The sequence below is a fragment of the Bradyrhizobium sp. STM 3562 genome (genome assembly GCF_045571435.1).
Taxonomy (GTDB): Bacteria; Pseudomonadota; Alphaproteobacteria; order Rhizobiales; family Xanthobacteraceae; genus Bradyrhizobium.
The window spans coordinates 5,259,532-5,285,877 of sequence record NZ_CP120694.1 but is presented as its reverse complement, the minus strand read 5'-3'; the positions used below and the strand labels follow the sequence as shown (position 1 = coordinate 5,285,877).

Below are 26,346 nucleotides of genomic sequence, written 5' to 3'. Positions count from 1 at the left end.
AACTTTGTTCCGCAGCATGGCCCTTTTCCCCTGAATTCGGGTCACCGTCCACTCAGCCAGCCAGCGCACGAACCTGAAGCCAGCGGCGGAAGGCAACCACGGCCCAGACGGCCTCCACCAAGCCGAAGGGCCAAGCGCCCTGCAGGAAGCCATAGGCGGAGCCGAGCGCGCAGGCGCCGGCAAAGGCAAGTATATACCACACGCTGCGCGCTTCGAGCGCGTAGCACACGAGCATCAGGGTGACGGCGAACAGGCCGAACAGGGTCAGCGCATCCATTGCATTTCGTTCGTTTTGCCTCTGGCTAGGCGGATTTGGCGACGCTGCGGAAGGTGGCCGCCAGCGTTCGCAACGCAGCAAGCTTGGTAGGCTCGCTCACCTTGGAGTGCAACATTACCTTCGATCTGCCAAGCCGCGGCAGGCCGTGCGCGGGGCCGATATCGCGTAAGCCAGCCGGCGCGATGCGCCGCGCGAGCGGCGCCACCGCCAATCCGGCCAGCGCCGCCGCGACCACGGCCGCCACGCCGCCGCCGACAAACGCTTCTTTCCAGGCGGTGCCCGCCTTCTCCAGTGCGCGGAACGCGGTTGCGCGCACGCCGCAGGGTGGCGCCAGCACGGCCAGCCGCAACGGCTCGCCGCCGCGCCAGGCGAAACGGGGCGAGGCGAACCAGCCGAACTCATCTTCCGCCAATTTCTCACCGCCGCGCCGGCTGCCCTCCTGCCGCACGACCACCGCATCGAGCTCGCCACGATCGTAGGCGTCGAGCAGTTCGCGGGAGAAGCCGATCGTCACCGACAGCACGAGCCGCGAGGACACCGCATGCAGCCGCTCGAGCAGCGGCACGAGCTCGCCGCCGGCGGCATGATCGCTGATGCCAAGCGTCAATTGTTGCGTCGGCACGGCAGGTGCGGAGAGGGCGCGATCGTGCGCGTCCATCAGGGCGCGGGCATGCGCAACAAAGGTCCTCCCATCCGCGGTCAAGCGCACTGCGCGCGGTCGACCAGCCGCTTGCCCAGCGTCGCCTCGAGCCGTTGCAGCTTCAGGCTGACTGCGGCCTGCGTCGTGCCGAGCACTTCGGCCGCGCGGGTAAAGCTCTGCAATTCCGCAACCAGCAGGAAGGCCTGGACGGTCGCGATGTCGAGGATGCCTGTCATTATGAATGGTTATCATTGTTATCAATCGAGATAACATACCAAAATGACGGATGCGGGTCTATTTTTCCCGGCGAGGCGAAAGCCTCGCGCGAAAGATAAAGGAGAACGATCATGCCTCTGATCACCGTCACCTATTCGACCGCTCGTGAGCGGCCGCGACTGAAGGCCGAGATCGCGTCCGCGGTGAACGAGCTCACTGCAAAGATCCTGCGCAAGGATCCCAAGGTGACTGCCGTCATCGTCAAGGCGGTCGATGCCGCGGATTGGTTCGCCGGCGGCAAGTCGCTGGCGGAAGCGAAGCTCGCGAGCTACTGGCTCGACGTGCATGTCGTCGATGGCACCAACACCAAGGATGAGAAGGCGGCCTATCTCGCCGCGATCCATCAGCGCATGGGCGAGTTGCTCGGGCCACTGCACCACGAGAGCTATGCTCACGTAGATGAGGTGAAGGCGGACGCCTATGGCTTTGGCGGCCTGAGCCAGGAGCGGCGCTATATCGCGCGCAAGCTCGAGGTGGCGCCGGACAAGGCGGCGGCTTGAGCTTTCAAGCCGTTGCCTCCGGCAAGCGGGCCTTTGTGGCGCCGAAAATCTCCTCAAAGGCCTGCCGCAGCGCGATGTCCACATCTGCCATGGTCACGAGATGACCGAGATCGACCAGCGAGGTGACGCCATAGCGCGGGTCGACGACACCACAGGGCACAATGGCGGAGAAATGCGAGAGCTCCGGCTCGACGTTGAGGGCGACCCCGTGGAAGGAGACCCAGCGCTTGAGCCGCACGCCGATGGCGGCGATCTTGTCCTCGAAGGAGGGGCCCTTGTCCGGCCGCTTCACCCAGACGCCGACGCGGTCCTCGCGCCGCTCGCCGCGGACGTTGAAGGCCGCAAGAGTGCGGATGATCCATTCCTCCAGACTGGCGACATAGGCGCGCACGTCCGGCCGCCGCCGCTTCAGGTCCAGCATGACATAGGCGACCCGCTGGCCCGGACCGTGATAGGTCACCTGGCCGCCGCGCCCGGTCGCAAACAGGGGAAAGCGGGCCTCCAGGAGGTCGCCGGACCTGCCGGAGGTGCCGGACGTGTAGAGCGGGGGGTGCTCCAAGAGCCACACCAGTTCGGGCGCCTCTTGGGCCGCGATAGCTGCCGCGCGCGCCTCCATAGCTGCGACCGCGTCCGGGTAGGGGACCAGCGAATCCGAAATCCGCCATTCCACCGCATTGCCGGCCGGCCCCGCAAAGGGCGTCAAATCGAGGTTTTCGCGGCCATTAACCATTGGCTAACCATAACGTGGTGATGTCTTTCCAGGTAGCCATCTAGTCCCGGTTTCGGCGGTTCAAAAGTGTCAACTCTCGATAAAGTCACCGTCGATCTCATGGTCGTCCTGGGGACTTCGACCATGCCCATCCATCAAGTCCTCCGGCTGTCGCGCGGCGCCATCATCGAACTGGACGCCACCGAGGCGGACGAGGTCAAGGTGCTCGCCAATAATCTGCCCGTTGCCAGCGGGGTCGTGCTGGTCGACCGCAACCGCATTGCGGTCGAGGTCAAGCAGATGCTGCCGAAATCCCCAGGGACCCGGTAAGATCCCACAAAACTATCGCAAAACCTTGGGTTTGGACGCCCGTCAGGCCTTGTCCCCCCGGGGTCGATTTGTTACATCGGCGCCGTTGATCCGGCGCCTTCGCCGGCACTTCCCAAGCGCGCTCGTGGCGGAACTGGTAGACGCGCTGCCTTGAGGTGGCAGTGAGTAACATCGTGGGGGTTCGAGTCCCTCCGAGCGCACCATAAACCCACGTTTGGCCTTGAAATCCCTACGCTTTTTTCCTGATGTTACCCGGGAATGTTACCAGTCCGTTCCCGGCCGGCGTTCGCGTGCTGTTCGTCTCCGGCAGCTGCAAAAAGTCGTCGAGTGACTGGCTCTCATCGAACGCCACGACCTTCTCCATACCACTCATGCCGAGTTTTTCCCGGTTCGCTTGCGCGATGTAATGCGCGGGCATTTTCGGGTCCGTCCAACCGAACATCGCCATCATCTGGCTCTCCGTGCAGTCCGCATAAGCGGCGACCTCCGCACGGGCCTTACGCACCCCATGGCAGCTCTTCTTGGGCTCGTTGACGCCGGCCAGGACCGCGTATTTCTTGAACTTGGCCGCCCATGTCTTCTTCTTCATTGGCAGAACGCGGCCGCGCACAATCTTGCCGGTGAATACTTCGGAGCCGATGATCCCGGCAGCCCGACCCGCCCACAAGCTTTCCGCAAATTCGGGGTGCACAGGCACAGTGACGGTCGTGTTGCCCCGGCTTTTCTCGGTGGCAATCTGCACCGCCATCTTGCGCACGATCTGCCGCAAGTGCGGCGGGCCGAAACGGTGAGCATCGCCAAGCCGCAGGAAGGTGTAGTGAAGGATGTCGAACATCAGTCGTGGCTCGGTGCCAAGCGGCCACTTCGCTCGGTACATTGCCATATCTTCCTCGGTCCATGGCACGAACCCACCGCTCTCGCGTGACGCCTTCGCTTTGCCCGACCGCAGGCCGATCGTTGGATTATCGTCTTCATCGAGGTGGCCCTCGTCAATCATCCAGCGGATCATCCCACGCAGGGCCGACAGCAGGTTGCCGGCCTGGGAGGGCGTGCGTGCCTTCATTTCCGCCTTGATGGCCTTGCGTGTCAGTACAGCGAACGGCTTCTCCCCATTCTCGGGCAACAAGCTCTCGATCAGCCCGGTACGCTGGAGCCGAGTCGACTCGGCCAGGCCTTCGTGGCCGACACTGAGATCACCAAGCCAATGATCACTCTGCTGGTAGCCGTTCCAGTACCAGCGCAGCGTGCCGAGTTTGGCCTGCGTGGTCGGCAGAGCAAGGCGCTTCTCGTTCCGCAGCTTCTGCGCGTTGATGTAGTCGCCTTCATTGCCACAGACGGCGATCTGGGCGGCGATCGCAGCATCGACCTCGGTCTCGAAGTCGGTCGTGCCGAACTCAGGCTTAATCCGGATCTTCGGCAGCTTGTTGCGCAATTGCACATAGTAGCGCAGTTGGCCGCGCTGACTCACATCAACATAGAGATAACGTCGCTCCGGTTGGTCCGGTCTGAGCGTGGTCTTGACGCGACGCATACGGGTGACCCCTCCCAACGCTGCGACGCCTGCTTCATAAGCGGCGTCGAACGCTGGCGTGCCATACTCCTCACTGATCCCGATCCTGCGGCCTTTGCGACTAACTTTCACATACCAGCGCAGCGAGCCGGACTCGGAATAGTTGAAGTACAAATACATCCGCCGATCCCCGGGCGCGCGGGGATCGCGTTTTTCTGGCTCAAGCATGCGTTCTCCGCACGCCAATGCTTGGAGTCTAGCGATGCGGTGACTCCGCATCAATTTCCTAAAGTACGTTTCACCGCTTTCGGTGCGTTTCAGAAAACGCTGCAACGCCTCTGATGGCGTCCATGCCTGGTCGAGATCGTTCGCGGGCGTCAGCGGCGTTGGGCCCGCCGTCAAGGCAAGCCGATCACGCCGAAGGAGCGGCCGCGGGGCGAAAACGTCGTCGACCTGATGGAGGCGCTGCCCCGGAGCGTCGGCGGCGCCGCGGCCGAGACCTCGGCTTCGAAGAAGCCGGCCAAGAAGCAACGCACCGCGGCTGCTGGTCAGAAGGAGATGCTGATGTCGATCGCTGGCAAGAAGCAGGCAAAGGAGACGGCGACGAAGAAGCCCGCCGCTAGGCAGCATCGGAAGTCTGCCTGAGCCCGAGGAGGAGAGCCGTATGGATATGAAAGAGGCCTCGGCAGTGACCGAGGCCTCCGGGCTCACGAACGAGCAGGGCGGTAACGAGCACTCGTTCAACCGCGCCGGCCATGGCTCCAGTCGCCTTCGCAGGATACCGCGGTCCGCTGGGCCGAGCGGCTGCGCAAGGTGACTGTGAAGGCTCCCTTGCAGTCGCTCTTCGTCGCGTTTCTACTTGGTATCTGGGTTGCGCGTCGGCGCTAGGAGACCCGAGAGCCAGCACGATTCATGGCCAGGAAGCTCAAGACATTCCAGACCTCGCTCGGCTTTTACGATCTTGCGATCGCGGCGCCCTCGATGAAGGCAGCGCTGGAGGCCTGGGGCGCGGGCAGCAATCTTTTTCCACCAAGGCGTCGCTAAGGAGACGGACGGTCCGGACGTGGTCGCAGCGACGATGTCGAAACCGGGCGTGGTGCTGAAGCGGCCGGCAGGATCGAACGGGCGCTTCGCGGAACACTCCAATCTCCCGTCCGACCTGGGATCGGAGGATCGGCGGGAAAGACGCCGCGAGAAGCCGAGCAAGCGAGCCGCTCCCAAGATCAGCGAACGGGATGCCCGCAAGGCCGCCGCCGAGTTCGAGAAGGAGCAAAAACGCCGTGACGCCGAGCGCCGGCGCGAGGAGGCCGCCCGGGAACGGGATCGCGAACGGCGCGAGAAGGCGACGGCAACGGCGCAGGCCGCGCTGGACAAGGCCCAGCGCGAGCATGCGAAGAGGGCTGCGGCCATTCAGGCGGAGGTCGAGGCTCTGGAGAAGCGCTCGCGCGCCGAGGACGACCGGTGGGAAAAGGAGAGGGAGCGGCTCCAGGGTGCGCTCCGTCGTGCGCGGGAGTAGGTGGCAAGACCGCCTCAACCATCGGGACTCGGAGTTCGCGCCAGGTGGAGCGCAGCCTCGATGCCGCCTTCCAGGATCTGCTCGGCATGGGTAGCATCGGGCACGGCCCGCGCGAGTTGCAGGGTTCCGACCATGAGGCCGAAGATTGCCGTCGCGCGGCGATGGTTCGTTGCGGAGTCGGTGCCCGGAAGCAGCCCGGCCAAGGCCGAAACATAGCTACGCACTCCCTCCTGATAGGCCTGCCGGGTAGGTACGGGTTGTCGGCCGATTTCCGGAAGCAACGCTGCCGAGGGGCACCCCTCTGCCGGATCTTTGAGGTGGGCGCGGTTGAGGTAGCTTCGGATCACGCCATCGAGGTCCACACCCTTCCGCTGATTTTCATCGAGTCGACCTTGCTGCACGGCGAGCGCGCTCGCGAGCGCCTCGCGAACGAGGGCTTCCTTGGACTCGAAGTGGGGAGAGAATGCTCCTTTTGTCAGACCGGATTCGGCCATGATGCCGCCGATCCCGGCGGCAGAGACGCCATTTCGACGGATGCACTTCGATGCTACATCGACGATGTGCCGTCGCGTGGCCGCTTTGTGACCTTTCTCGAAACGCATCGTTGCTTCCCGTTTTCTCGCCTGTCGCGCTTACAGCTGCATCGAGGAATATTGAGCTACCGAAGCGGCTAGGCGCTCAAAACGCCTTCGAGACGGCGCGCCAAATCCAAAAGCGCTCGGTCGCTCCCTAAGGGGCCATCCAGCTCAAGGCCGATCGGCAGCCCTGCGCGAGACAAGCCAACAGGAAGGCTGATACCCGGCAGCCCCACGCTGCTCGCCGACACGGTGTGGTTCGCCAAAGCAAGGTAGCTGACTTCCTGCCCGGCAATATGGACGGTTGCCTGTTCCTCGATGAAAGGCGCCGTGCACGGCGTCGTTGGCTGTAGAATGGCTTGCGCGCCTTCCGTGAGGAACGCCTCGTTGAGGCGGCGCTTGATTTCCGGGCGGCTCACGTTGAGCGCCGTCTGATAGGCCTCTGCCGATATAGCGCCTGCGCCGCCCGGCAATACGATATGCCCCCACGCCTGGCGAAGCTGGGGTTTAAGACCCTCGTAAATGGCCTCGAACGTGGTCGGAATCTCATGGCGACGAAGGAATTCCGAAATTGCACCCATTGTCTCATGAGCAAAGATGCCCCATGTCGCAGTTTGGATAAGGGCATTGAAATCGTCGCCAAGATTTACCTCAAGGACCTCCGCGCCGGCGTCCTGCAACCGCCGAATCACCTCGCGGAAGCGGGCCTCGACTTCCGAGTCTACCAGATGCAGGAACTGCCGCGGCGCAAAGGCCAGCCGGACTCCCTTCAGGCCGTAGCCGCCGTCTGGGAGCTCCGCGGCCTGTTCACCAATCACGACCTGATCCACCAGAGCGCAATCCTCAACGTTGCGCGCGAACAAGCCTGTGGTGTCGAGGGTATGCGAGATCGGCGCGACCCCATTACGCGGCCATCGCCCGGTCGTTGGCTTGAACCCCACCACGCCACAAAGCGACGCGGGCACCCGGATCGATCCGACGGTATCGCCCCCTAGAGACGCCGGTACGATGTTGGCAGCGACGGATGCGGCGGAGCCGCTCGACGAGCCGCCCGACATGCGATCGCGGGCGTGCGGGTTCTTCACCTGGCCATACCGCGCGTTGTGACCGGTCAAGCCGTAGGACATCTCCACGAGGTTGTTCTTGCCGAAGACCAGAGCGCCCGCATCCTTGATGGCGCGAACAGCGTCTGCGTCTTCATGCGGCACAAAGTGGGCAAGCTCTTCGAGGCCCAGGCTCGTTGGCAGCCCTTTCGTCAGATAGCTGTCCTTTACCCCCAGCGGCACGCCCAGGAGCGCGGCCGCTGAGCCGGCTGCACGCGCTTTATCTGCTTCCCTCGCGGCCGCGAGCACGGAGGCCTCGTCGATGGTGATGAAGGCATGCAAATCGGCAAGGGCTCGGGCGCGCCGCAAAAGCGCAGTAGCGTAGTTCTCGGAGGTGACGTCGCCCTTGCGGATCGCGGCTGCAGCGGCTGCGAGCCCAAGGAATGCGAGGTCGTCCGTTTCCCGGGATACGGGGCGGCTCGGAGTGGCGGTCGTGTCGTCCATGAGGTCCTCGCAAAGAGCTGAAAGGCGGCATCTCGTGGCCGCGTCGAGAGGGCGAGTAGATGTCATTACGACCGTAATATTAAATTACAATCGTAATTCAATAGGACAACCCGGATTTGGCCGGACACATGATCGTGAGGCGCCGGCAATACCTGCTCGCGGGCGAGAAAAGCTCGATGTGGAAAAGGAAGAGAACAGCTGAAAGGCGCACTGCGCGTGCGGGGGAGGCGGCAGGGCGCCTTCGTTACAGAGGAGGCAGCGGCACCTGATCACCGTCCGGCAGGAACACGCAGATTTTGTCGCTGGCGCGTAACGGACCTCCTGCGCGCACCATTCCCATGACGCCGCATTTGTAGGGCGGCCTCTCGTTTCCGTTGAGCAGCCGGTTCTTCAGACCGTTTGGAAATGATTGAGGAGAACGCACGGTGTTCGCAGACCCGTCAATTCGACGGTGGCATGTGAACCTAGCCGCAGGAGGTCCCGAGCGGCAACCGCTCCAGTTGGAGCCCGCTGGTCGTGATGTTCTCGCCTAAATCCCCGGGCGAGATCTGGCGGCCGAAGCTTGCAAACTCGTCAAACAACTCAACAGGTATCAGATGGACTTGGCGGAGGTTTGGAGCGCGAGGGTTGCGGCGAGCGAGGTAACGGTGTCGGACGTACGGTCTCCCATGTGCATCGCCCTCCAGGCCGTGACCTGGGACGAGTTGCACCAATCCGCGGCGTGGCTTGCTGAAATGATGCCCGGAGTCGCAGGCGACTGCCACCACGCTGCCTCGGAGTACGTCCATCCTGATGAAATCCGTTAGGTCGCTTTTGATTGAGAGCGCCGCTTTTGCCGGAAGTATCGCGTGATTTCCTGAAGCGACCTCGCATTCAGCACGCGATCAGGCGGTACGCCGCCCTTCCGGGCCATCTCGACACCCCAGTGCATGTGATCCAATTCTCGGATCGAGTGCGCATCCGGATTGATGCTCATCATGCATCCGCAATCGAGCGCTGCCTGGTGCCAGCGCCAGTCCAGATCAAGCCGCCATGGATGCGCATTGATCTCGACCACGACGTCGTGCTTCGCACAGGCGCGAAGCACCTTCTCGATGTCGATTTCGTATCCCGGGCGGCGCTGAAGCTGGCGGCCGGTCATGTGACCGATGATCGTGGTGAACGGATTGGCGATCGCCCGCAACAGCCGGTCGGTCTGGGTCTTTCTGTCCATCTTGAAGCGGCCATGGATGCTGGCGACCACGAAGTCGAAAGGGGCCAGCATATCGCCCGGATAGTCCAGCGATCCGTCCGCCAGGATGTCGGACTCGATACCCTTCAGGATCCGAAAGTCCCTTCCGAACCTCTTGTTGAGACGGTCGGCTTCGCGGTGCTGCTGCTCAATCTGCTCCACGGAGAGCCCTCCGGCGTAGTGCGCCGACTTTGAATGGTCGGCCACCCCAAAATAGTCGAAGCCTCGGTCGCGCGTGGCCTTGGCCATCGTCTCCAGCGTTTCCGTCCCGTCCGACGCATCCGTGTGGCAATGCAGGATTCCGCGAAGGTCATCATCCCTGACGAGCTTCGGCAGCTTGCCCTTGAGCGCCCGTTCGATCTCGCCGCGGCCCTCGCGCAACTCCGGTACGATGAAAGGCAGGCCGAGCGCACGGTAGATATCCTCCTCCTTGGCGGCGATTACGCTCCCGCCCTTGTGGAGTCCGTCCGGTTCGAGAGTCATGCCTTTTCTTTCCGCGAGCTCGCGCAGCCCTTCGAGATGGGCGGCAGAGCCGGTCGCGAATAGGAGGGCGGCTCCGAAGTGCTTGCGATCGGCGAGGTGGAGCTGAAGGCCGCCGGAATTGATGTCGGGATCATCGGATACGGGTTTTTCCGCCACGATCGCCAGGTCTCGCACCAACTCGCACCCACGGCGGAAGTCGCCGGCGACGGTCAGGTGCTTGAGCTCTGGCCTGGCGGTTCGCAGCGAGTCCTTCGCGTGATCGAGGAGGGCAGCGGCCCGGTGCAGATGGAGGCTTCCTTCTCCGCTCTTCGCGATCGCCACATTCTGCAGGATCTTCGTCTGGAGTGCGCCGCCCAGACCCTTGCTTGTCTTGATGCGGTCTTCCTTCGCAGCCGCTTCGAGTTCGGCCAGTGAAGTGATGCCCAAATCTTTGTAGAGAGGTAAAACCTTTTCCGGCCGCAGCCCGGGAACATCCAAGAGTTCGAGCACGCCCGCCGGGATTTCCTTGCGTAATTGTTCCAGGCTCGGGTGGGTGCCGGTTTGGTAGAGCTTCGTGATGATGTCGGCGATCGCTTCGCCGACGCCCGGAATCTCCGTGAGCCGCTCGTCCATGATGAGCTTGTCCAGCGGCTCAGCGAGAGCGGCCAGGCTGTCCGCCGCGCGCGAATAGGCTTTCGCCCGGTAGGGATTGCCCCCGCGCAAGGCCGTGCGCTGCGCGTACTCCCGGAGAAGCTTCGCCACCGTTCTCGCGTCGGCCTTGGGCATGGTCCTCCCTTCTATTTTGAACGCCGGGCGCTGTTTCGAGGCCGCTCTCGTTCGCGTACGACGTCATTCGCTTGCTTGTCGGCTCTGAGTCCGAGGTAGACGGGCTGACGCATTTCGCCTTTGCTCGTCCACTCCGCGAACTTCACCTCGGCTACCAGCGACGGCTTGACCCAGGTGGTCACGCTCTCGTCCTTGACCTTGGCAGGGAAAGGCGTTTTGAGGCTTTCAGCTTCACGAGCTTGCCGTGCAGCTCCTTCAGCGTCTTGTGGCTGAAGCCGGTCCCTACATGGCCGATGTAACTCCAGGCATCGTTCTCTCTTACCGCGAGAACGAGGGCGCCGAAGAACGGCCTAGTGCGTCGGGGCGCTGTGAAGCCGGCGATCACGACTTCCTGTCGCTTCGCCGTCTTGATCTTAAGCCAATCGGCCGTCCGGCCGCCGGAGGTGTACGCGCTGTCTGCGCGCTTCGCCATGATCCCTTCCAGTCCCTTCTGCTCGGCCTCCGCGAAGAACTTCGTGCCATTTGCATTACGGTGGTGACTGAACGCGATCAGCTTCTGGCGCGGCAAGATGGTTTTAAGCCGTTTTTTGCGCTCGAGGAGAGATTGCTTTCGCAGGTCCACTCCGTTCTCGAACATCAGGTCGAAAACGCAGTACAGAAGCTTTGCCTCGTGTCGCAGCGCGTTCTGGAGCAGTTGAAAACGCGAGACGCCATCCTTTCCCATTGCGACGAGTTCGCCGTCAATGACGCCGTCGCTCTTGACGCCTTCGAGTGCCTTGGCGACCTCGATGTAGCTGTGGCTGATGATCTTGCCGTTGCGGCTGTAGAGCGTGACTTTGCCGTGCTCGATTTCGGCGATCATGCGGAAGCCGTCGTACTTGTCTTCGAAGACCCAACCGGGATCATCGAAGGGCGCGTCCGTCAGTGTCGCGAGCATCGGCTGCAGGCGCTTCGGCAGGGTCGACGTTCGGCTCATACCTGATCCATCAACGGCCCGTGCTTCACATGTCGACCGTCCTCAAAGAGAGGAACGCCCGAAGGATGTGTGATGTTCCGGTTGACGCCAGGCGTGGCGGTCCCGTCACGAGCCCAGTGGCGCCGGGATAGGCGCCGCCGAGTTATTTGCACATCCGTTGGATGAGCGAGCTATAGATGTCGAACGCGTCATCGATATTCTGGACGTAGCAAAATTCGTCGGTCTGATGGCACTGGGCGGCCTCGCCGGGTCCGATGACGACGGTCGCAACGTTGTCGAAGCCGGGCACCAATGCGGAAGCGTCCGTAAAATACGGAGCACCGGTCGCTTGCGGCCGCCTTCCCAGCCGCGCCGCGAGGATGTCCACCAGCGGGTCGATATTCGGATCGTCTGGGTCCGTCGCGAAGCCCCGGAAGTCGGTGACGACTTCGATCGCCGCTTCATCGCCGCATATCTTCTGAACATCGGCCACGAGGCGGCTGTGGTCGTGAGCGGGAACGGTACGGAAGTCGACGGTGAACCCTGCTGAATCCGGAACGGAGTTGATGTTCTGTCCACCTTATACGGTGGTCACCGAGGATGTCGTGCTACCGAGCAAAGGGTGGTTTTGGATCGGGAATTTGAGAGTCTCGATGAGCCGGATCCACTTGGTGATCTTGTAGATCGCGTTATCGCCCAACTCCGGCATTGATGACTGGGCGGTCTTTCCCTTCGCGGAGATGCGCAGCCGCACTGAGCCCTTGTGCGCGATGATCGGCAGGTTGGAGCTTGGTTCAGCAACAATCAGGAGATCTGCAGGCCCCAGCGCGCCCTGGTTGGCGAGATGGAAGGCGCCCTCACATCCCGTCTCTTCCCCCGCGGTGATGACAAGCGTGACGCCGCGCTTGAGCGGAGTATTGCTCCGCACATGCGCCAGCGTGGCAGTGACGAAGGCAGCCACCCCGGACTTCATATCGCTCGCGCCGCGACCGAACAGCTTACCGTCGCGAATCTCACCAGCGAATGGCTCGACCGTCCACGGCTTCTCTCCGAGCGGCACAACGTCGACATGACGGTGAATGCCAAGGGTTTCGCGTTTTCCGACCCCACGGCACGTGCGACGAGGGAAGGACGCCCCGCAGCGAATTCGTAGGTGCGGACGTCGAGTTCAGCGTCCGTCAGCATATGCGCGAGAAGGGCGATGCAATCCTTCTCCTGTCCGGGCGGATTCAACGAGGGCAACTGAACGAGCTTCCGGGCAAGTTCGACCGTGGGCGATTGCATCTTTTCTCCTGCGCCACCATTGAACACCACCAAATTGTTTTCTGCGGCTCCGTGGATTAGCGATGTAATCTTTCCCGCATCGCAAAACCGGCTCCGGGAAACACCGTCGAACTGTGCCCGCGACACAAGCTCCTGCTCGGCAGATCGCGTCGTCGGAAAATTCGTTACCCGCCCTTAGGTGCCCCGCAGTCTGCTCTATCGCTTTACGACATTGAGCGCTAGGAACCTCCACATCCAATTGCGATTGGTGAGCAGAGGTCTGCCATGCGGATTGGAAGTATCCTCTTTGGGACTGCGCTTCTTCTGCTCCTCGCGGGCAGTCTGCTCTTCGCCTATTCCGGGCTCGGCGATATGCCGCTTGCGGGTTGGATCGCCTTGGTGGCTGGCGTCGCTTTCTCATTGATCATTGGAATCGGCTTGATGGCCTTACTGTTCTACAGCAGCCGTCAGGGCTATGACGAACCTCCGAAGCTGGACGACGACAAATGAATCCTATGAGCGAATTTGATCCGGACAAACCATGTCGCGTGCATGATGGATTGAACGACCAGTTCTTGAACTGGAAGCCGGAGTGGGCACCTCATTACCGCGAGTTCGCCGCTGAGCCTGGCGAGGGTGTGATCGCTTGGGACGGCTATCTCTTGGACGGTTGGGAAGTTACTCGTTCTTCGATTCCAGATCGGCGTTCGAGCGGCGATTAACGTTGCCACTTGGCAGGAAAGGTGTGAACGAGCAGTGGTTGTCATCTTGATCCCTTTGGAACAACGACATGTCAAAAGAACCCAATGGAAGAGAGCCGGACTTTTCAGAAGAAGACGTCCAGCGTGAACAGTTGGGACCACGCGGTGTGCTTGGTAAGCCATCTCCTGCGAGGATGACGCCACAATCGCGTAAGAAGACCCCGAGGGATGTCGATCCCGGCCATACCGCGTAGTCGCGCTCACTACGTCGCTCAGTTGCTCGATCCAATTCATCGTTCGAGCTCGGCTCGATCCTGAATCCTAAATTTCCGGCAGCCGTCAGCGCGCGTGCAATGACGGGACAGCTCATCCCGCCCGCCATCATGGGAGCGCTCGCTCCGATATTGCCGAACAAGGTACGGGCTGCATCCGGTTCTCCGCTGTGGTGCATTCATCTGTCGGGCGTTCACCAAGATGATCGCTTCACCTCAAGGTTCTTCCTGAACGGAGGGCAGGGCGGCGGAGCCAACAGCGATGGCCTGCCGACGCTCAGCTTGCCGAGTAACCTCGCCAATACGCCTATCGAAGTGCTGGAGACGCAGGCGCCCGTACGCGTCATCCGTCGTGCTCTTCGACGCGAGACAGGAGGCAGGGGCCATCACCGCGGCGGCGACGGGCAAACCTTCGAGTTGGTCGTTCTTGCGGATAGTCCGGTGACCGCCTCCTTCATGGCCGATCGGTTGAAAACGCCAGCGCCCGGCTTGTTGGGAGGCAGCGCAGGAAGCTGCGGCCGAGTCTTGGTCGATGGTACGCCAATCGATCCGCGGGAGATCATACTGCTTCAGCCGGGCGCGCGTTTGACGCTGGAGACACCCGGCGGCGGCGGCTTTGGAAAGCCGTAAATGTCGAGCCAGATAAAGATAAAAACGAGATAAAATAAGAAAGGGAGGATTGCCGTGGTTTCTGAAGGTCTCGCCGATATCAAGGCCGCAACGTATCGAAAAATATCCTATCGCATAATCCCCTTTATCCTGCTGCTCTACTTCATCTGCTATATCGATCGCGTCCATATTGGCTTTGCCAAACTGCAGTTCCTCGACGACCTCCATCTTACCGACGCTCATTACGGCCTAGCCGCGGGCCTGTTTTACGTTATCTACAGTCTGTTCGATGTCCCAAGCAACCTGATGCTCGACCGCATCGGAGTACGCAAGACTTTGCTTCGGATCATGGTTCTGTGGGGTCTCGTCAGCGGCGCGCAGATGTTCATCCGGAACTCGACCGATCTTTATATTCTTCGTCTTCTGTTCGGAGCGGCGGAAGCCGGCTTTCTTCCGGGCGTGATGCTGTACTTGACGTTTTGGTTCTCGGCACAATATCGCGCCCGGATCACGGCATTGTTCTTTGTCGGTGTGCCGATGTCGGCCATCATCGGAGCGCCGCTGTCAGGCCTCATTGTGCAGCATCTGAATGACGTGGCGGGCCTCCGAGGCTGGCAGTGGCTGTTCCTGCTGTTCGCGGTCGCCGCCATCGTTCTCGGCATCGTGAGCTTTTTCTATCTGGATGATAATCCCGCGGCGGCGCGGTGGCTGGATAGTCGCGAGAAAGAACTCGTTACGCAGGATCTCGCGGCAGAACGCGCGAAGCGACAGCACGGCCTCAGCGGTCAAAATCGATGTTTTCTTAAAGGATCTTGGCAAGCATGCGATATTTGACGCCATTTACGCCGAGTACGTCGGAAATCCGCCGCCCGCCAGAGTGTTGATGCAGTCGGGCTTTACGGAGTTCGACGTCGAAGTGAGCGCGGTGCTGGTCGATACCCGATCTGCTGGCACTGCTTAGCTTGGGAATGCCCGTTTGGGCGGAAATGGACGAGCTTGAGGGTGGTTGTGCGGTCTGACGATCGGGGAAGTTACCCGGACTGGGCTCCGTCAGCGCTGAATACGACAATTTTCGACGCCAACCTACGACTGCCCACGATAGCGTTTGACCTGCCTCGCGACGATGAATGCATTTTTCGGCTCGGCGCTTGGCCGTGACCGGTGAGGGGAGCCAAGCTGCTGCGCTTCAACGACAGCAGTCGCCGGCTTACTGCATCCATTCCTTTCTGTCGTCAAACTTGCAATATTTACGTGATTCGCGTCTCCTGTTGTCATCAGCCGTGGATGCGTGAGGCTGTGCAGTATCGAATACGTACTGCGGCGTTTGCCGCCGACGTTCGGGAGGCGAGTGCTCTTATTAGGCAAGCCGCGAATTTGTGCCGGTCAGTCGTGGAGGTTCAAATCGCGAAATGGGCGCGTTATGGAAGGATTGCTTCTGAATGCCCGTCGCGAGAGCTTTTGAGAAAACAGGGTGGTGCCGCTTAAGCGGCCTCGCAGATCATTGCTTCAAGTTTTTGGCTTTGACTGCGATCGCGGCCGCCGCGGTGCGATTCTCGACGCCGAGCTTGGAATAGATTTGCTCAAGATGCTTGTCGACGGTACGTGGGCTCAAGCCCAGGATTTGCGCTATATCCCGGTTGGTCTTTCCTTTAGCCAGCCAGGACAGCACTTCGCCCTCGCGCGTGGTAAGACCTAGCTCTTTTGAAAATTCCGCTGGCGCATCGGCGCCTGAATCCTTGGCGAGGCGGAGCAGGAATTCGTTCGGCCCGAGCTTGCCCATATATTGCAGTCGCAGTTGCTCCTTGACGGGGAGGGAGGGCATGGTCGCGGTCTTCGCGGCAGATTTGGCCTTCTGCACCTCGTCGAGCCATTGCGGCATCGGGTCGGGCAGCACGAAATCGTCGATAGCGTCGTCGGTCAGGGTGTCCGCGAGAAGCTTTTGGGCTTGCGGCGTCGCCCATAACAACTTGCCATCGCTGTTGACTGCGAGCAGATAGCGGCCGGAGACGTCGAGGGCTGCGCGCGCGCTCTGGGTCATCCGCGCATTGGCGAGGTGGACGCGGATCCGCGCCAGCATCTCCTCGACCGCGATCGGCTTCGTCACATAATCGACGCCGCCGGCCTCCAGCCCGCGCACGATGTGCTCGGTCTCGGCCAGTCCCGTCATGAAGATGATCGGCACGCCGTCGAGGCCGGCGTCGCGCCTCAGCCGCTTGCAGGTCTCAAACCCGTCCATGCCGGGCATCACCGCATCGAGCAGCACGATGTCGGGCGTGATCTGGTCGACAATTCGCATCGCGGATGCGCCATCGAGCGCGACCATGACGGTCATACCGGCGCCGTCAAGCGCGTCGGTCAGCAGCCGCAGCGTCTCCGGGGAGTCATCGACGACGAGGGCGACGTCGCGCTTTTTCGGATCAGTGATCATAGTTGTGCAAGGTTTTGAGCGTCGCCATGTATTGGTCAAGATCGAAGCGGTCGATCAGCGTGCGCATCTGCGAGACGAAGTCGGCGTGTTCAGGGTTTTCGGAGCCGATCTCGTCGAGCTTGAGTTGGATCGCTCTGATATAGCCGAGCTGGCCGAGACCAATCAGCTCCTCGACATATTTCACCGGAGGCCGCGAGCCGCTCTCCGGTTTCCAGAGCGGCGCCGAGATCTGGTCGGCTTCATATTGCCATTCGATCCTGAGCAATTGCCTGATGGTTTCGAGCAGCCGCGGGATATCGATCGGTTTCATCAGATAACCATCATGGAATGGCTGCGCCAGCGGCGCGCCGTGTGCTTCGAGCGCGCTCGCCGATACCATCAGGATGCGCGCTTGGTGATGGCCGTTTGCGCGCAGCGTCTCCGCGACCGTCCAGCCGTCCATGCCGGCCATCGAGATGTCGAGCAGGAACAGATCCGGGCGGCAGTGCAGCGCCAGCGCGAGGCAGCCCGGCCCGTCCGGGGCGCTGAGCACGATGAATCCGAGCGGCGCCAGCACCTCGCGCAAGAGGTCGCGATGGGTCGGGTCGTCATCGGTGATCAGGATGGTCTTGCGTGGACCGAGATAACCGTAGATGGGAGCTTCCACCGGCGCTTCACGCCTGGGATTGGTGACTTCGGAGAGCAGGAGTTTCACACGGAATGTGCTGCCGGTACCGACCGTGCTGGTCACCTTGATGTCGCCGCCCATCACGCCGGCAAGCAAGCGGCTGATGGTCAGTCCGAGGCCGGTGCCGGTCTGCGGCTGCGAGACGCCGAGCGCGCCGCGTTCGAAGGGAGCAAAGATGCGCTCGAGGTCATCCGCCCGGATGCCAGGCCCGGTATCGGTCACCTCGAACTCGGCGACCGGGCTGCGGTAATGCACCACGAACTGCACGCTGCCGGCCAGCGTGAACTTGATCGCGTTCGACAAGAGATTAATCAGGATTTGCCGCAGCCGCTTCTCGTCGGCATAGACCACGACGGGCAGCACCGCAGGCCGTTTGAACACGAAGTCGATGCCCTTGGCCGCCGCCTGAACGCGGAACATGCCGACGAGCTGATCGAGGAAATCGCTGAGGCGCACCTCGTCGCGCGACAGATAGAGCCGTCCCGCTTCGATCTTGGAGATATCCAGGATGCCGTCGATCAGTCCGGAGAGGTGGTCTGCGCTGCGGCGGACCACATGCACTTGCTCGCGCGGGCGCGCCTGCAAACTGCTGTCCTGCTCCAGGAGCTGCGCATAGCCGGAGATCGCGTTCAGCGGCGAGCGCAGCTCGTGGCTCAAGCCCACGACATAGCGGCTCTTGGCGAGGTTGGCGGATTCCGCGACCTCCTTGGCGCGCTGCAATTTCGCATCAGTGCGTTTGTGCGCGTCGATCTCCTGGATCAGAAGCGTGGTCTGTCGCCGTGTTTCCTGTTCCGCGGCGCGGCGACTCTGCTGCGCCAGCACGAACAGCCAAGCGACCACGCCAATGATGATGATCAGCGCAAAGAACACCTTCCACAGCACATCCGCCAATAGTGCGTCCGCATGCACGGTCGCCGATGTCTGCAGATAGATCAGTCCCAGCGTCAACCCGACCAGGCCGGCGGAGATCGCGAACACGCCTATATAATGTCCGAACTGCGAGTTGATCCGGGTATAGACTGCCTCGGGCAATATTTTACCGAGCGTCTCCGACACCTGTGCGCCGATCCGCGCGTGCGGCTTGCAGAGATCGTGGCAGCGGGCATCGAGCGAACAGCACAGCGAGCAGATCGGCCCGGCGTAGGCCGGGCAGGACGCCATGTCCTCCGGTTCGAACGAATGCTCGCAGATGCAGCACTGGATCGCCTCGACGTTCTGCCAGCTCCGCTTCGGCTTGCGGGCGATATAATACTTGCCATCGGTGGCCCACGCGATCAGCGGCGCCGAGATGAAGGCCGCCGCGAGCGCGACGAAGGCCGACAGCGCCTTCGCGGTGGGACCGAACAGGCCGTAGAACGCGCTGATCGAGACGATGGTCGCGATCGTCATGGCGCCGACGCCAACCGGGTTAATGTCGTAAAGATGAGCGCGCTTGAACTCGATCTGCTGCGGGCGTAGGCCGAGCGGCTTGTTGATGACGAGATCGGCGACCAGCGCGCCGACCCAGGCGATCGCGACGTTGGAGTAGAGCGCCAGCGTCTGCTCTAGCGCTTTGTAGACGCCGATTTCCATCAGGAGAAGCGCCACCATGACGTTGAACACCAACCAGACCACGCGGCCGGGGTGGCTGTGCGTCAGCCGGGAGAAGAAGTTCGACCACGCGATCGAGCCGGCATAGGCATTGGTGACGTTGATCTTGACTTGCGAGAGGATGACGAAGGTGCCGGTGAGCGCCAGCGCCAGATGCGGTTGCGACAGCACGTAGCGGAACGCTTCGAGATACATGTTGGCGGGCTCGGCGGCCTGTTCGACGGCGACGCCGTGGCTCAGCGCGAAATAGGCGAGGAATGAACCTACGAGCAGTTTGAGCGCACCGAAGATGATCCAGCCGGGACCGGCACCGAGCAGGGCGATCCACCACGAGGTCCGCGAGGTGCGGCGGTCGCGCGGCAGAAAGCGCAGGAAGTCGACCTGCTCGCCAATCTGTGCCACCAGCGAAAACACCACCGACGCCGCGGTGCCGAACAGCAGAAGGTCGAGATGGCCGTCTGGATTGCCATGCTCGCCGGCGAATTTCCGCCATTCCGTGAACGAATGCGGATCAGCATAGGCGATCGCCAGGAAGGGGAGGACGTGCAGGATGATCCAGAGCGGCTGCGTCCATAACTGGAAGCGGCTGATCAGGGTGATGCCGTAGGTCACCAGCGGAATGATGACGATGGCGCTGATGAGATAGCCGAGCGGCCGCGGGATACCAAAGCACATCTCCAGGGCGGCCGCGAGAATGACCGCCTCGAAGGCAAAGAAGATGAAGGTGAAGGACGCGTAGATTAGCGAGGTGATTGTGGAGCCGATATAGCCGAAGCCGGCGCCGCGGGTCAGCAGGTCGATATCGATGCCGCATTTTGCGGCATAATAGGCAATCGGCAGTCCACAACAGAAGATGATGACGCTGACGACCAGGATGGCAGCGGTCGCGTTGGCCGCGCCGTAGTTCAGCGTGATGGTGCCGCCGATCGCTTCCAGCGCCAGGAACGAGATCGCGCCGAGCGCGGTGTTGGCGACGCGGGCGGCGGACCAGCGCCGCGCGCCCTTGGCGGTGAAGCGCAGCGCATAGTCCTCCAGCGTCTGGTTGGCGACCCATTGATTGTACTGGCGCCTGACGCGGTCTATCCGCTGCCGTCCTGCCACGTCCGTACCCTCACTGCAAACGACCGACCCTCTCGATCGCCAGCAAACCCCGTACCAAAAACCTACGTCGCTATTTTGCGGTGCAGTATACGCAATCTTGCGTATCCGTGCGGTGCACAATTCTAGGCCATCCTCGCCTGACCAATAAGCGCGTTCTCAAACCAACGGGGTGCTAATGTCAGACGAAACCAACCAGGGCCTGCAATCGGCATTCCGCCGCAAGCTGCTGATGGGAATGGCGGCGATTCCCGCCATAACCGTGCTTCCGCGGTCGTCCTTTGCGCAGGCGCCAGCAACATCCGCGGTCAACTCCACGGGACTTGCGGTGACCGATACTGAGGTCACGGTTGGCATCCTTCACTCGGCCACCGGCACAATGGCGATCTCGGAGACGGGCTCGATCGAAGCCGAGAAGCTCGCGATTGAGCAGATCAACGCCGCCGGCGGCGTGCTCGGGCGCAAGATCAAGTTCATCCAGGAGGACGGCGCCAGCGACTGGCCGACATTCGCGGAGAAGGCCAAGAAGCTTCTCGTCAACGACAAGGTCGCGGCGATCATGGGCTGCTGGACCTCGGCGTCGCGGAAAGCAGTGCTGCCGGTGGTGGAACAGTACAACGGTATGCTCTACTACCCGACCTTCTATGAAGGTCTCGAGCAGTCCAAGAACGTCATCTACACTGGCCAGGAAGCCACCCAGCAGATTCTCGCCGGCCTGAACTGGATCGCCAAGGAGAAGGGGGCGAAGTCGTTCTTCTTCATTGGCTCGGACTATATCTGGCCGCGCACCTCGAACAAGATCGCGCGTAAGCATGTCGAAAACGTGCTGAAGGGCAAGGTCGTCGGCGAGGAATATTATGCGCTCGGCAGCACCCAGTTCAATTCGGTGATCAACAAGATCAAGCTGACCAAGCCGGACGTGATCTTCACCGACGTGGTCGGTGGCTCCAACGTCGCCTTCTACAAACAGCTCAAGGCGGCCGGTATCGATCTATCCAAGCAGGCGCTGCTGACGATCTCGGTCACCGAGGACGAAATCGACGGCATCGGCGGCGAGAACATCGCGGGCGCCTATGCCTGCATGAAGTATTTCCAGTCGCTCGACAATGCCAATAACAAGGCCTTCGTCCCCGCCTTCAAGAAGATGTGGGGCGAGAAGACGGTGATCGGCGACGTGACGCAGGCCGCCTATCTTGGCCCGTGGCTGTGGAAGTTGACGGTAGAGAAGGCCGGTAGCTTCGATATCGACAAGATCGCGGCTGCCTCGCCGGGCGTGGAATTCAAGGGCGCCCCGGAAGGATACGTGCGCATCCACGAGAACCATCACCTCTGGTCGAAGACCCGCGTCGGTCGCGCCAAGCTCGATGGCCAGTTCGAGCTGATCTACGAAACGGCAGATCTGGTCGAGCCGGATCCGTTCCCGAAGGGCTATCAGTAAGCGCGCGGAATTCTCCTCCGGCGTTCCCAGCCAACCGCTCCCTGGCGTGGATCGTCAATCCACGCTTCACGACCCCGCATCGCGAATTGTCTCGCGACGCGGGACCTTATTCCCGACGGAGAAACATCGATGTTCGGCGACTATTCGATTGGTGATCTGGGCTCCATCTTCGTCATGCAGGGCTTTGCCGGCCTGATTCTGTTTTCCGTCTACGTCCTGATGGCGCTCGGCCTTGCGATCATCTTCGGCCAGATGGGCGTCATCAACATGGCGCATGGCGAGTTCATGATCCTCGGCGCCTACGTCACCTGGATCACGTCGAACGTCTTCCAATCCTATCTGCCGGGCCTTTTCAGCGGCTATTTCTTCCTCGCGATGATCTTGGCGTTCCTGGCCTCCGGCGCGCTCGGGATGGTGGTGGAGTGGCTGTTGATCCGCCATCTCTACAAACGGCCGCTGGACACGCTGCTTGCAACCTGGGGCCTCAGCCTGATGCTGCAGCAGGCCTATCGCTCGATCTTCGGCGCGCGCGAGGTGGGCGTCGAACTGCCGCAGTGGATGCTGGGATCGCTGCACGTGACCGACTCGATTGAAGTGCCGATCAACGGCGTCTTCGTGATGGGTCTGACGGTGCTGATCACGATCGCGGTCGCCTACATTATGTTCAGGTCGCGCTGGGGCCGCCAGGTCCGCGCCGTCGTGCAGAACCGCGTCATGGCGGGTGCCGTCGGCATCAACACCGCGAAGGTCGATCGCAACACCTTTGCGCTGGGCTGCGGCATCGCCGGCGTCGCCGGCAGCGCCTTTACCATGATCGGCTCGACCGGACCGACGTCAGGTCAGCTCTACATCGTCGACACCTTCCTGGTCGTCGTGTTCGGCGGCGCCGCCAGCCTGCTCGGCACCATCGCTTCGGCCTTCTCGATCTCGCAGACGCAATCGACGCTCGAATTCTTCATGTCAGGATCGATGGCGAAAGTGCTGACGCTGCTCGTGGTGGTCGGAATTCTGATGCTGCGGCCGCAAGGCCTGTTCGCCCTCAAGATCCGCAAATAACAAGTGCAGGGGCTGAATCCATGAACGACAGTCGCTTCACCACGCGTTCGGAGTTGATCGGCATCCTGGTGCTGGCCGTCCTGCTGGTGGTCATCCTGCCGCTTTGCCTCGACGTCTTCAGGCTCAATCTGGTCGCCAAATATCTCACCTACGCCTTCGTTGCGCTGGGGCTGGTGATTTGCTGGGGCTATGGCGGCATCCTGAGTCTGGGGCAGGGCGTGTTCTTCGGCCTCGGCGGCTACTCCATGGCGATGTTCCTCAAGCTCGAGGCGTCGAGCGTGGAGAATACCAAGATCCAGTCGACACCCGGCATTCCCGATTTCATGGACTGGAATCAGATCACGACGCTGCCGTTTTTTTGGCAGCCCTTCCACAGCCTCGCCTTCACCATCGCCGCCGTCGTCCTGGTGCCGGGCATCTTTGCCTTGATCATCGGCGCTGCCATGTTCAAGCGCCGCGTCGGCGGCACCTATTTCGCGATCATCACGCAGGCGGTCGCTGCGATCCTGACCATCTTGATCGTTGGCCAGCAGGGCTACACCGGTGGCATCAACGGCATGACCGATCTGCGCACGCTGAAGGGTTGGGACATCCGGCCAGATCACGCCAAGGTCGTGCTCTACTTCTTCGAGGTCGGCTGCTTGTTCGCCTGCATCTTCCTCGCGCAATTCATCCGGCATTCGAAGCTTGGCCGTATCCTGGTCGCGATGCGCGACCAGGAGGACCGGGTTCGCTTCTCCGGCTATAGCGTGGCCAATTTCAAGATCTTCGTCTTCTGTATCGCCGCGGTCTTCGCCGCGATCGGCGGTGCGATGTTCGCGCTCAATGTCGGCTTCATGTCGCCTTCCTTCGTCGGCATCGTGCCCTCGATCGAGATGGTGATCTACACGGCGGTCGGCGGCCGGCTCTCGATCTTGGGTGCGGTCTACGGTTCGCTCCTCGTCAACTTCGCCAAGACCAGTCTCTCCGAGTCCTTTCCCGAACTCTGGTTATTCGGCCTCGGCGGATTGTTCATTGCCGTCGTGCTCGCGTTCCCCAACGGCCTCGCCGGTCTCTGGGGCGACTACGTCCAGCCGCGGATCAGCCGGCTGATCGCCGCGCGCAAGCCGAAGTCCGGCACCGGCTGGACCGAAGATTCGGTCGCCGATGGCGCGCCGGCGGAATGAGGAGGACACCATGCTCATCGGTCATCAGCCCAAACCCTTCCTGCTGTCGGTCGAAGCACTCACCGTATCGTTCGATGGGTTCAAGGCGGTCAACGATCTCTCCTTCTATGTCGAGGAAAACGAGATCCGCGTCATTATCGGCCCCAACGGCGCCGGCAAGACCACCGTCCTCGACCTGATCTGTGGGAAGACCAAGGCCACGTCAGGCTCGATCGAGTTCCGCGGCAAGGACCTGACCAAACTGAAGGAGAACCAGATCGTGAAGGCCGGCATCGGCCGCAAGTTCCAGACGCCGTCGATCTACGACGACCTCACGGTGTTTGAGAACCTCGAGATCTCCTTTCCGCGTGGCCGCACCGTGTTCGGCGCGCTGACGTTCACGCGCGACGTTGTCGTACGGGACCGCGTGAACGAGGTCGCCGAGATGATCTTCCTCAAAGACCGCCTCAACATGAGCGCTGCACTGCTCAGCCACGGCCAGAAGCAGTGGCTCGAGATCGGCATGCTTCTGATCCAGGACCCCGATCTGCTGATGCTCGACGAACCCGTCGCCGGCATGAGCGTCAGCGAGCGCGCCAAGACCGCCGAGCTGCTCAACCGCATCATCAAGGACCGCTCGGTTCTGGTCATCGAGCACGACATGAAATTCGTCGAGGACATCGCGCACAAGGTCACCGTGCTGCACCAGGGCCAGATCCTCTCCGAGGGCACCATGGAGCACGTCAAGAACGACCCCAAAGTGATCGAAGTCTACCTCGGCCATTAAGGAGTACGTTCATGCTGGCCATCAATGATCTCCACGTTGCCTACGGACAGAGCGAGGTGCTGCACGGTCTCAACGTATCGGTGGCGCCCAACGAGATCGTGGCAATCATGGGCCGTAACGGCATGGGCAAGACAACACTGATGAAGTCGCTGATGGGGATCGTGCCGACCAAGAGCGGCTCGGTGACGATGGACGGCACCGAGCTCGGCGCGCTCCCGAGCTACGATCGCGTCGCCAAGGGCCTCGCTTACGTGCCGCAGGGTCGCATGATCTTCTCGACCATGACGGTGAAGGAAAACATCGAGACCGGTCTGGTCGTGTCTGGCGGCTCGGAAGTGCCCAAAGACATCTACGAACTTTTTCCGGTTCTGCTGGAGATGAAGAACCGCCGCGGCGGCAATCTGTCGGGCGGGCAACAGCAACAATTGGCGATCGCGCGCGCGCTCGCCACCAAGCCGAAGGTGCTGCTGCTGGACGAGCCAACCGAAGGCATCCAGCCGTCGATCATCAAGGAGATGGCGCGAACGCTGAAGCGAATCCGTGACGAGCGGGGCCTGTCGATCGTCGTCTCCGAGCAGGTCCTGAGCTTTGCGCTCGACATCGCCGACCGCGTGCTCGTGATCGAGAACGGCGAGATCGTGCGTGACGATCCGCGGGACGGCATCGATGCCGCGCAGATCTCGAAATACCTCTCGGTCTAACCACAGCCTGTAAACGAAGGGGAGCATCTCGATGCCAGAGACACTGATTAAGGTCGATCTCGCCAGGTCCGCCTACGAAAACGACAAGGTTCACAATCGTTGGCACCCCGACATTCCGATCGTAGCGTGGGTCAATCCGGGCGACGACTTCATCATCGAGACCTATGACTGGACCGGCGGCTTCATCAAAAATAACGATTCCGCCGATGATGTGCGCGACATCGACCTCTCGATCGTGCACTTCCTGTCCGGGCCAATCGGCGTCAAGGGCGCTGAGCCAGGCGATCTGCTCGTGGTCGACCTGCTCGATGTCGGCCCTCTGAAGGAGAGCTTGTGGGGCTTCAACGGCTTCTTCTCCAAGCAGAACGGGGGCGGCTTCCTGACTGATCATTTCCCGCTGGCGCAGAAGTCGATCTGGGACATCAAGGGTCTTTACACCTCATCGCGTCATGTGCCCGGCGTGAATTTCGCCGGCCTGATCCATCCCGGCCTGATCGGCTGCCTGCCTGATCCCAAGATGCTCGCGGCCTGGAATGCGCGCGAAGCCGACTTGATCGCCACCAATCCGACACGCGTACCCGGCCTTGCCAATCCACCGTTTGCGCCGACCGCGCATGCCGGGCAGGCGAAGGGTGATGCCAAGGAGAAGGTCGGTCTCGAAGGCGCCCGCACCGTGCCGCCGCGCGAGCATGGCGGCAACTGCGACATCAAGGATCTCTCCCGCGGCTCGAAGATTTACTTTCCGGTATACGTGCGGGGCGGCGGCCTTTCGATGGGCGATTTGCACTTCAGCCAGGGCGACGGCGAGATCACCTTCTGCGGCGCCATCGAAATGGCCGGCTGGCTGCATCTGAAAGTGGAGGTCATCAAGGACGGCGTGGCGAAGTACGGCATTAAGAATCCTGTATTCAAGCCGTCGCCGATCACGCCGAGCTACAGGGACTATCTGATCTTCGAGGGCATCTCGGTGGACGAGGCCGGCAAGCAGCATTACCTCGACGTCCACATCGCGTATCGGCAGGCCTGCCTGAACGCGATCGAGTATCTCAAGAAGTTCGGCTACTCCGGTGCGCAGGCTTATTCGATCCTCGGGACCGCGCCGTGCCAGGGCCACATCTCGGGCGTAGTCGACGTGCCGAACGCCTGTGCCACGCTGTGGCTCCCGACCGAGATCTTTGAATTCGACGTCATGCCGTCGTCGGCCGGTCCGGTGAAGCACATCAAGGGCGACATCCAGATGCCGATCTCGCCGGACAAGTGATCCCTGTGCGAAGGAT

Annotated in this window: 23 protein-coding genes, 1 tRNA gene and 5 pseudogenes; 15 read left to right on the top strand and 14 right to left on the bottom strand. The window is 61.7% G+C overall.

Annotation, left to right across the window (positions count from 1 at the left end):
• Window positions 1-52: 52 nt before the first annotated feature.
• Both P6U23_RS24575 and P6U23_RS24570 read right to left on the bottom strand, forming a co-directional pair.
• Window positions 53-277 carry a hypothetical protein gene (locus P6U23_RS24575; RefSeq protein ID WP_024508573.1) on the bottom strand — a complete coding sequence of 75 codons (225 nt, stop codon included), beginning with the start codon at window positions 275-277 and terminating at the stop codon, window positions 53-55.
• 25 nt (window positions 278-302) lie between these two features.
• Window positions 303-1,153 (bottom strand): annotated as a pseudogene (locus tag P6U23_RS24570) (LysR family transcriptional regulator).
• A 111-nt stretch (window positions 1,154-1,264) separates the two neighbouring features.
• On the opposite strand from P6U23_RS24570, the gene P6U23_RS24565 reads away from it, so the two are divergent.
• Window positions 1,265-1,693 carry a 4-oxalocrotonate tautomerase family protein gene (locus P6U23_RS24565; RefSeq protein WP_407175126.1) on the top strand — a complete coding sequence of 143 codons (429 nt, stop codon included), beginning with the start codon at window positions 1,265-1,267 and terminating at the stop codon, window positions 1,691-1,693.
• A gap of 4 nt (window positions 1,694-1,697) precedes the next feature.
• On the opposite strand, the gene lipB is transcribed toward P6U23_RS24565, so the two are convergent.
• On the bottom strand, window positions 1,698-2,423 hold the full coding sequence (gene lipB, locus P6U23_RS24560; RefSeq protein WP_407175125.1) for a lipoyl(octanoyl) transferase LipB: 726 nt from the start codon (window positions 2,421-2,423) through the stop codon (window positions 1,698-1,700).
• A 66-nt stretch (window positions 2,424-2,489) separates the two neighbouring features.
• Between lipB and P6U23_RS24555 the strand changes: the two genes are divergently transcribed.
• Both P6U23_RS24555 and P6U23_RS24550 read left to right on the top strand, forming a co-directional pair.
• Window positions 2,490-2,732 (top strand): FliM/FliN family flagellar motor switch protein, encoded by a 243-nt coding sequence (locus P6U23_RS24555; protein ID WP_024508577.1) that lies wholly within the window; start codon window positions 2,490-2,492, stop codon window positions 2,730-2,732.
• Between the two features lie 118 nt (window positions 2,733-2,850).
• A tRNA-Leu gene (locus P6U23_RS24550) sits at window positions 2,851-2,935 on the top strand.
• 26 nt (window positions 2,936-2,961) lie between these two features.
• Here P6U23_RS24550 and P6U23_RS24545 read toward each other — a convergent pair.
• Window positions 2,962-4,470, bottom strand: a complete 1,509-nt coding sequence (locus P6U23_RS24545) for a tyrosine-type recombinase/integrase (RefSeq protein WP_407175124.1) — start codon at window positions 4,468-4,470, stop codon at window positions 2,962-2,964.
• Window positions 4,471-4,635: 165 nt separating this feature from the next.
• Here P6U23_RS24545 and P6U23_RS24540 point away from each other — a divergent pair.
• Together P6U23_RS24540 and P6U23_RS24535 are read left to right on the top strand one after the other, a co-directional pair.
• A pseudogene (locus P6U23_RS24540) lies at window positions 4,636-4,887 on the top strand (Ku protein); the annotation flags it as partial.
• Window positions 4,888-5,154: 267 nt separating this feature from the next.
• A pseudogene (locus tag P6U23_RS24535) lies at window positions 5,155-5,758 on the top strand (cell envelope biogenesis protein TolA).
• 14 nt (window positions 5,759-5,772) lie between these two features.
• Here P6U23_RS24535 and P6U23_RS24530 read toward each other — a convergent pair.
• The 7 genes and pseudogenes from P6U23_RS24530 to P6U23_RS24500 all read right to left on the bottom strand — a co-directional run bounded on the left by P6U23_RS24530 (window position 5,773) and on the right by P6U23_RS24500 (window position 12,631).
• Entirely contained in the window at window positions 5,773-6,360 is a 588-nt protein-coding gene (locus tag P6U23_RS24530; RefSeq protein ID WP_407175123.1) for a TetR/AcrR family transcriptional regulator, read from the bottom strand.
• Between the two features lie 68 nt (window positions 6,361-6,428).
• Window positions 6,429-7,880 (bottom strand): amidase family protein, encoded by a 1,452-nt coding sequence (locus P6U23_RS24525; RefSeq protein ID WP_407175122.1) that lies wholly within the window; start codon window positions 7,878-7,880, stop codon window positions 6,429-6,431.
• A gap of 802 nt (window positions 7,881-8,682) precedes the next feature.
• Window positions 8,683-10,359, bottom strand: a complete 1,677-nt coding sequence (locus P6U23_RS24520) for a PHP domain-containing protein (protein WP_407175121.1) — start codon at window positions 10,357-10,359, stop codon at window positions 8,683-8,685.
• A 134-nt stretch (window positions 10,360-10,493) separates the two neighbouring features.
• Window positions 10,494-11,296: pseudogene (ligD, locus tag P6U23_RS24515) on the bottom strand (non-homologous end-joining DNA ligase); the annotation flags it as partial.
• A 181-nt stretch (window positions 11,297-11,477) separates the two neighbouring features.
• Window positions 11,478-11,807: a M20/M25/M40 family metallo-hydrolase gene (locus tag P6U23_RS24510; RefSeq protein WP_407181565.1), complete on the bottom strand. Its 330-nt coding sequence runs from the start codon at window positions 11,805-11,807 to the stop codon at window positions 11,478-11,480.
• Window positions 11,808-11,828: 21 nt separating this feature from the next.
• A pseudogene (locus P6U23_RS24505) lies at window positions 11,829-12,374 on the bottom strand (M20/M25/M40 family metallo-hydrolase); the annotation flags it as partial.
• Window positions 12,284-12,631: a hypothetical protein gene (locus P6U23_RS24500; RefSeq protein WP_407181781.1), complete on the bottom strand. Its 348-nt coding sequence runs from the start codon at window positions 12,629-12,631 to the stop codon at window positions 12,284-12,286. The gene P6U23_RS24500 and the pseudogene P6U23_RS24505, both read right to left, overlap by 91 nt.
• A 231-nt stretch (window positions 12,632-12,862) precedes the next feature.
• On the opposite strand from P6U23_RS24500, the gene P6U23_RS24495 reads away from it, so the two are divergent.
• On the top strand, window positions 12,863-13,087 hold the full coding sequence (locus tag P6U23_RS24495; RefSeq protein ID WP_407175120.1) for a hypothetical protein: 225 nt from the start codon (window positions 12,863-12,865) through the stop codon (window positions 13,085-13,087).
• Window positions 13,088-13,092: 5 nt separating this feature from the next.
• On the top strand, window positions 13,093-13,299 hold the full coding sequence (locus P6U23_RS24490) for a hypothetical protein (RefSeq protein WP_407175119.1): 207 nt from the start codon (window positions 13,093-13,095) through the stop codon (window positions 13,297-13,299).
• On the opposite strand, the gene P6U23_RS24485 is transcribed toward P6U23_RS24490, so the two are convergent.
• Window positions 13,256-13,693, bottom strand: a complete 438-nt coding sequence (locus P6U23_RS24485) for a hypothetical protein (protein ID WP_407181780.1) — start codon at window positions 13,691-13,693, stop codon at window positions 13,256-13,258. The two genes, P6U23_RS24490 and P6U23_RS24485, sit on opposite strands and share 44 nt — an antisense overlap.
• Here P6U23_RS24485 and P6U23_RS24480 point away from each other — a divergent pair.
• Both P6U23_RS24480 and P6U23_RS24475 read left to right on the top strand, forming a co-directional pair.
• Complete coding sequence (locus P6U23_RS24480) at window positions 13,632-14,180, top strand: hydantoinase B/oxoprolinase family protein (protein WP_407175118.1); 549 nt, start codon at window positions 13,632-13,634, stop codon at window positions 14,178-14,180. The genes P6U23_RS24485 and P6U23_RS24480 overlap by 62 nt on opposite strands.
• A gap of 54 nt (window positions 14,181-14,234) precedes the next feature.
• Window positions 14,235-14,993 (top strand): MFS transporter, encoded by a 759-nt coding sequence (locus P6U23_RS24475; protein ID WP_407175117.1) that lies wholly within the window; start codon window positions 14,235-14,237, stop codon window positions 14,991-14,993.
• A gap of 664 nt (window positions 14,994-15,657) precedes the next feature.
• Here P6U23_RS24475 and P6U23_RS24470 read toward each other — a convergent pair.
• The gene (locus tag P6U23_RS24470; protein WP_407175116.1) at window positions 15,658-16,587 is read right to left on the bottom strand and encodes a response regulator; all 930 of its coding nucleotides are present in this window, start codon (window positions 16,585-16,587) and stop codon (window positions 15,658-15,660) included.
• Window positions 16,577-19,945: an ATP-binding protein gene (locus P6U23_RS24465; protein ID WP_407175115.1), complete on the bottom strand. Its 3,369-nt coding sequence runs from the start codon at window positions 19,943-19,945 to the stop codon at window positions 16,577-16,579. The genes P6U23_RS24470 and P6U23_RS24465 overlap by 11 nt, the downstream gene beginning before the upstream one ends.
• 175 nt (window positions 19,946-20,120) lie before the next feature.
• Between P6U23_RS24465 and urtA the strand changes: the two genes are divergently transcribed.
• The 6 genes from urtA to fmdA all read left to right on the top strand — a co-directional run bounded on the left by urtA (window position 20,121) and on the right by fmdA (window position 26,330).
• Complete coding sequence (urtA, locus tag P6U23_RS24460) at window positions 20,121-21,380, top strand: urea ABC transporter substrate-binding protein (protein ID WP_407175114.1); 1,260 nt, start codon at window positions 20,121-20,123, stop codon at window positions 21,378-21,380.
• Window positions 21,381-21,509: 129 nt separating this feature from the next.
• Complete coding sequence (gene urtB / locus P6U23_RS24455; RefSeq protein ID WP_407175113.1) at window positions 21,510-22,436, top strand: urea ABC transporter permease subunit UrtB; 927 nt, start codon at window positions 21,510-21,512, stop codon at window positions 22,434-22,436.
• Window positions 22,437-22,456: 20 nt separating this feature from the next.
• Complete coding sequence (urtC, locus tag P6U23_RS24450; RefSeq protein ID WP_407175112.1) at window positions 22,457-23,602, top strand: urea ABC transporter permease subunit UrtC; 1,146 nt, start codon at window positions 22,457-22,459, stop codon at window positions 23,600-23,602.
• 10 nt (window positions 23,603-23,612) lie between these two features.
• On the top strand, window positions 23,613-24,368 hold the full coding sequence (gene urtD, locus P6U23_RS24445; protein ID WP_407175111.1) for an urea ABC transporter ATP-binding protein UrtD: 756 nt from the start codon (window positions 23,613-23,615) through the stop codon (window positions 24,366-24,368).
• Between the two features lie 11 nt (window positions 24,369-24,379).
• Entirely contained in the window at window positions 24,380-25,069 is a 690-nt protein-coding gene (gene urtE / locus P6U23_RS24440; protein WP_407175110.1) for an urea ABC transporter ATP-binding subunit UrtE, read from the top strand.
• 31 nt (window positions 25,070-25,100) lie between these two features.
• A complete protein-coding gene (gene fmdA / locus P6U23_RS24435; RefSeq protein ID WP_407175109.1) occupies window positions 25,101-26,330 on the top strand; it encodes a formamidase in 1,230 nt (409 codons plus the stop codon).
• Window positions 26,331-26,346 lie beyond the last annotated feature (16 nt).

Bases quoted from the DNA above. Each gene is read 5' to 3' on its own strand.
- P6U23_RS24530 (WP_407175123.1), bottom strand. From the start codon at position 6,360: ATGCGTTTCGAGAAAGGTCACAAAGCGGCCACGCGACGGCACATCGTC.
- P6U23_RS24545 (WP_407175124.1), bottom strand. From the start codon at position 4,470: ATGCTTGAGCCAGAAAAACGCGATCCCCGCGCGCCCGGGGATCGGCGG.
- urtC (WP_407175112.1), top strand. From the start codon at position 22,457: ATGAACGACAGTCGCTTCACCACGCGTTCGGAGTTGATCGGCATCCTG.
- P6U23_RS24525 (WP_407175122.1), bottom strand. From the start codon at position 7,880: ATGGACGACACGACCGCCACTCCGAGCCGCCCCGTATCCCGGGAAACG.
- urtA (WP_407175114.1), top strand. From the start codon at position 20,121: ATGTCAGACGAAACCAACCAGGGCCTGCAATCGGCATTCCGCCGCAAG.
- P6U23_RS24495 (WP_407175120.1), top strand. From the start codon at position 12,863: ATGCGGATTGGAAGTATCCTCTTTGGGACTGCGCTTCTTCTGCTCCTC.
- fmdA (WP_407175109.1), top strand. From the start codon at position 25,101: ATGCCAGAGACACTGATTAAGGTCGATCTCGCCAGGTCCGCCTACGAA.
- P6U23_RS24470 (WP_407175116.1), bottom strand. From the start codon at position 16,587: ATGATCACTGATCCGAAAAAGCGCGACGTCGCCCTCGTCGTCGATGAC.
- lipB (WP_407175125.1), bottom strand. From the start codon at position 2,423: ATGGTTAATGGCCGCGAAAACCTCGATTTGACGCCCTTTGCGGGGCCG.
- P6U23_RS24575 (WP_024508573.1), bottom strand. From the start codon at position 277: ATGGATGCGCTGACCCTGTTCGGCCTGTTCGCCGTCACCCTGATGCTC.
- urtE (WP_407175110.1), top strand. From the start codon at position 24,380: ATGCTGGCCATCAATGATCTCCACGTTGCCTACGGACAGAGCGAGGTG.
- P6U23_RS24565 (WP_407175126.1), top strand. From the start codon at position 1,265: ATGCCTCTGATCACCGTCACCTATTCGACCGCTCGTGAGCGGCCGCGA.
- urtB (WP_407175113.1), top strand. From the start codon at position 21,510: ATGTTCGGCGACTATTCGATTGGTGATCTGGGCTCCATCTTCGTCATG.
- P6U23_RS24480 (WP_407175118.1), top strand. From the start codon at position 13,632: ATGACGGGACAGCTCATCCCGCCCGCCATCATGGGAGCGCTCGCTCCG.
- P6U23_RS24490 (WP_407175119.1), top strand. From the start codon at position 13,093: ATGAGCGAATTTGATCCGGACAAACCATGTCGCGTGCATGATGGATTG.
- urtD (WP_407175111.1), top strand. From the start codon at position 23,613: ATGCTCATCGGTCATCAGCCCAAACCCTTCCTGCTGTCGGTCGAAGCA.
- P6U23_RS24520 (WP_407175121.1), bottom strand. From the start codon at position 10,359: ATGCCCAAGGCCGACGCGAGAACGGTGGCGAAGCTTCTCCGGGAGTAC.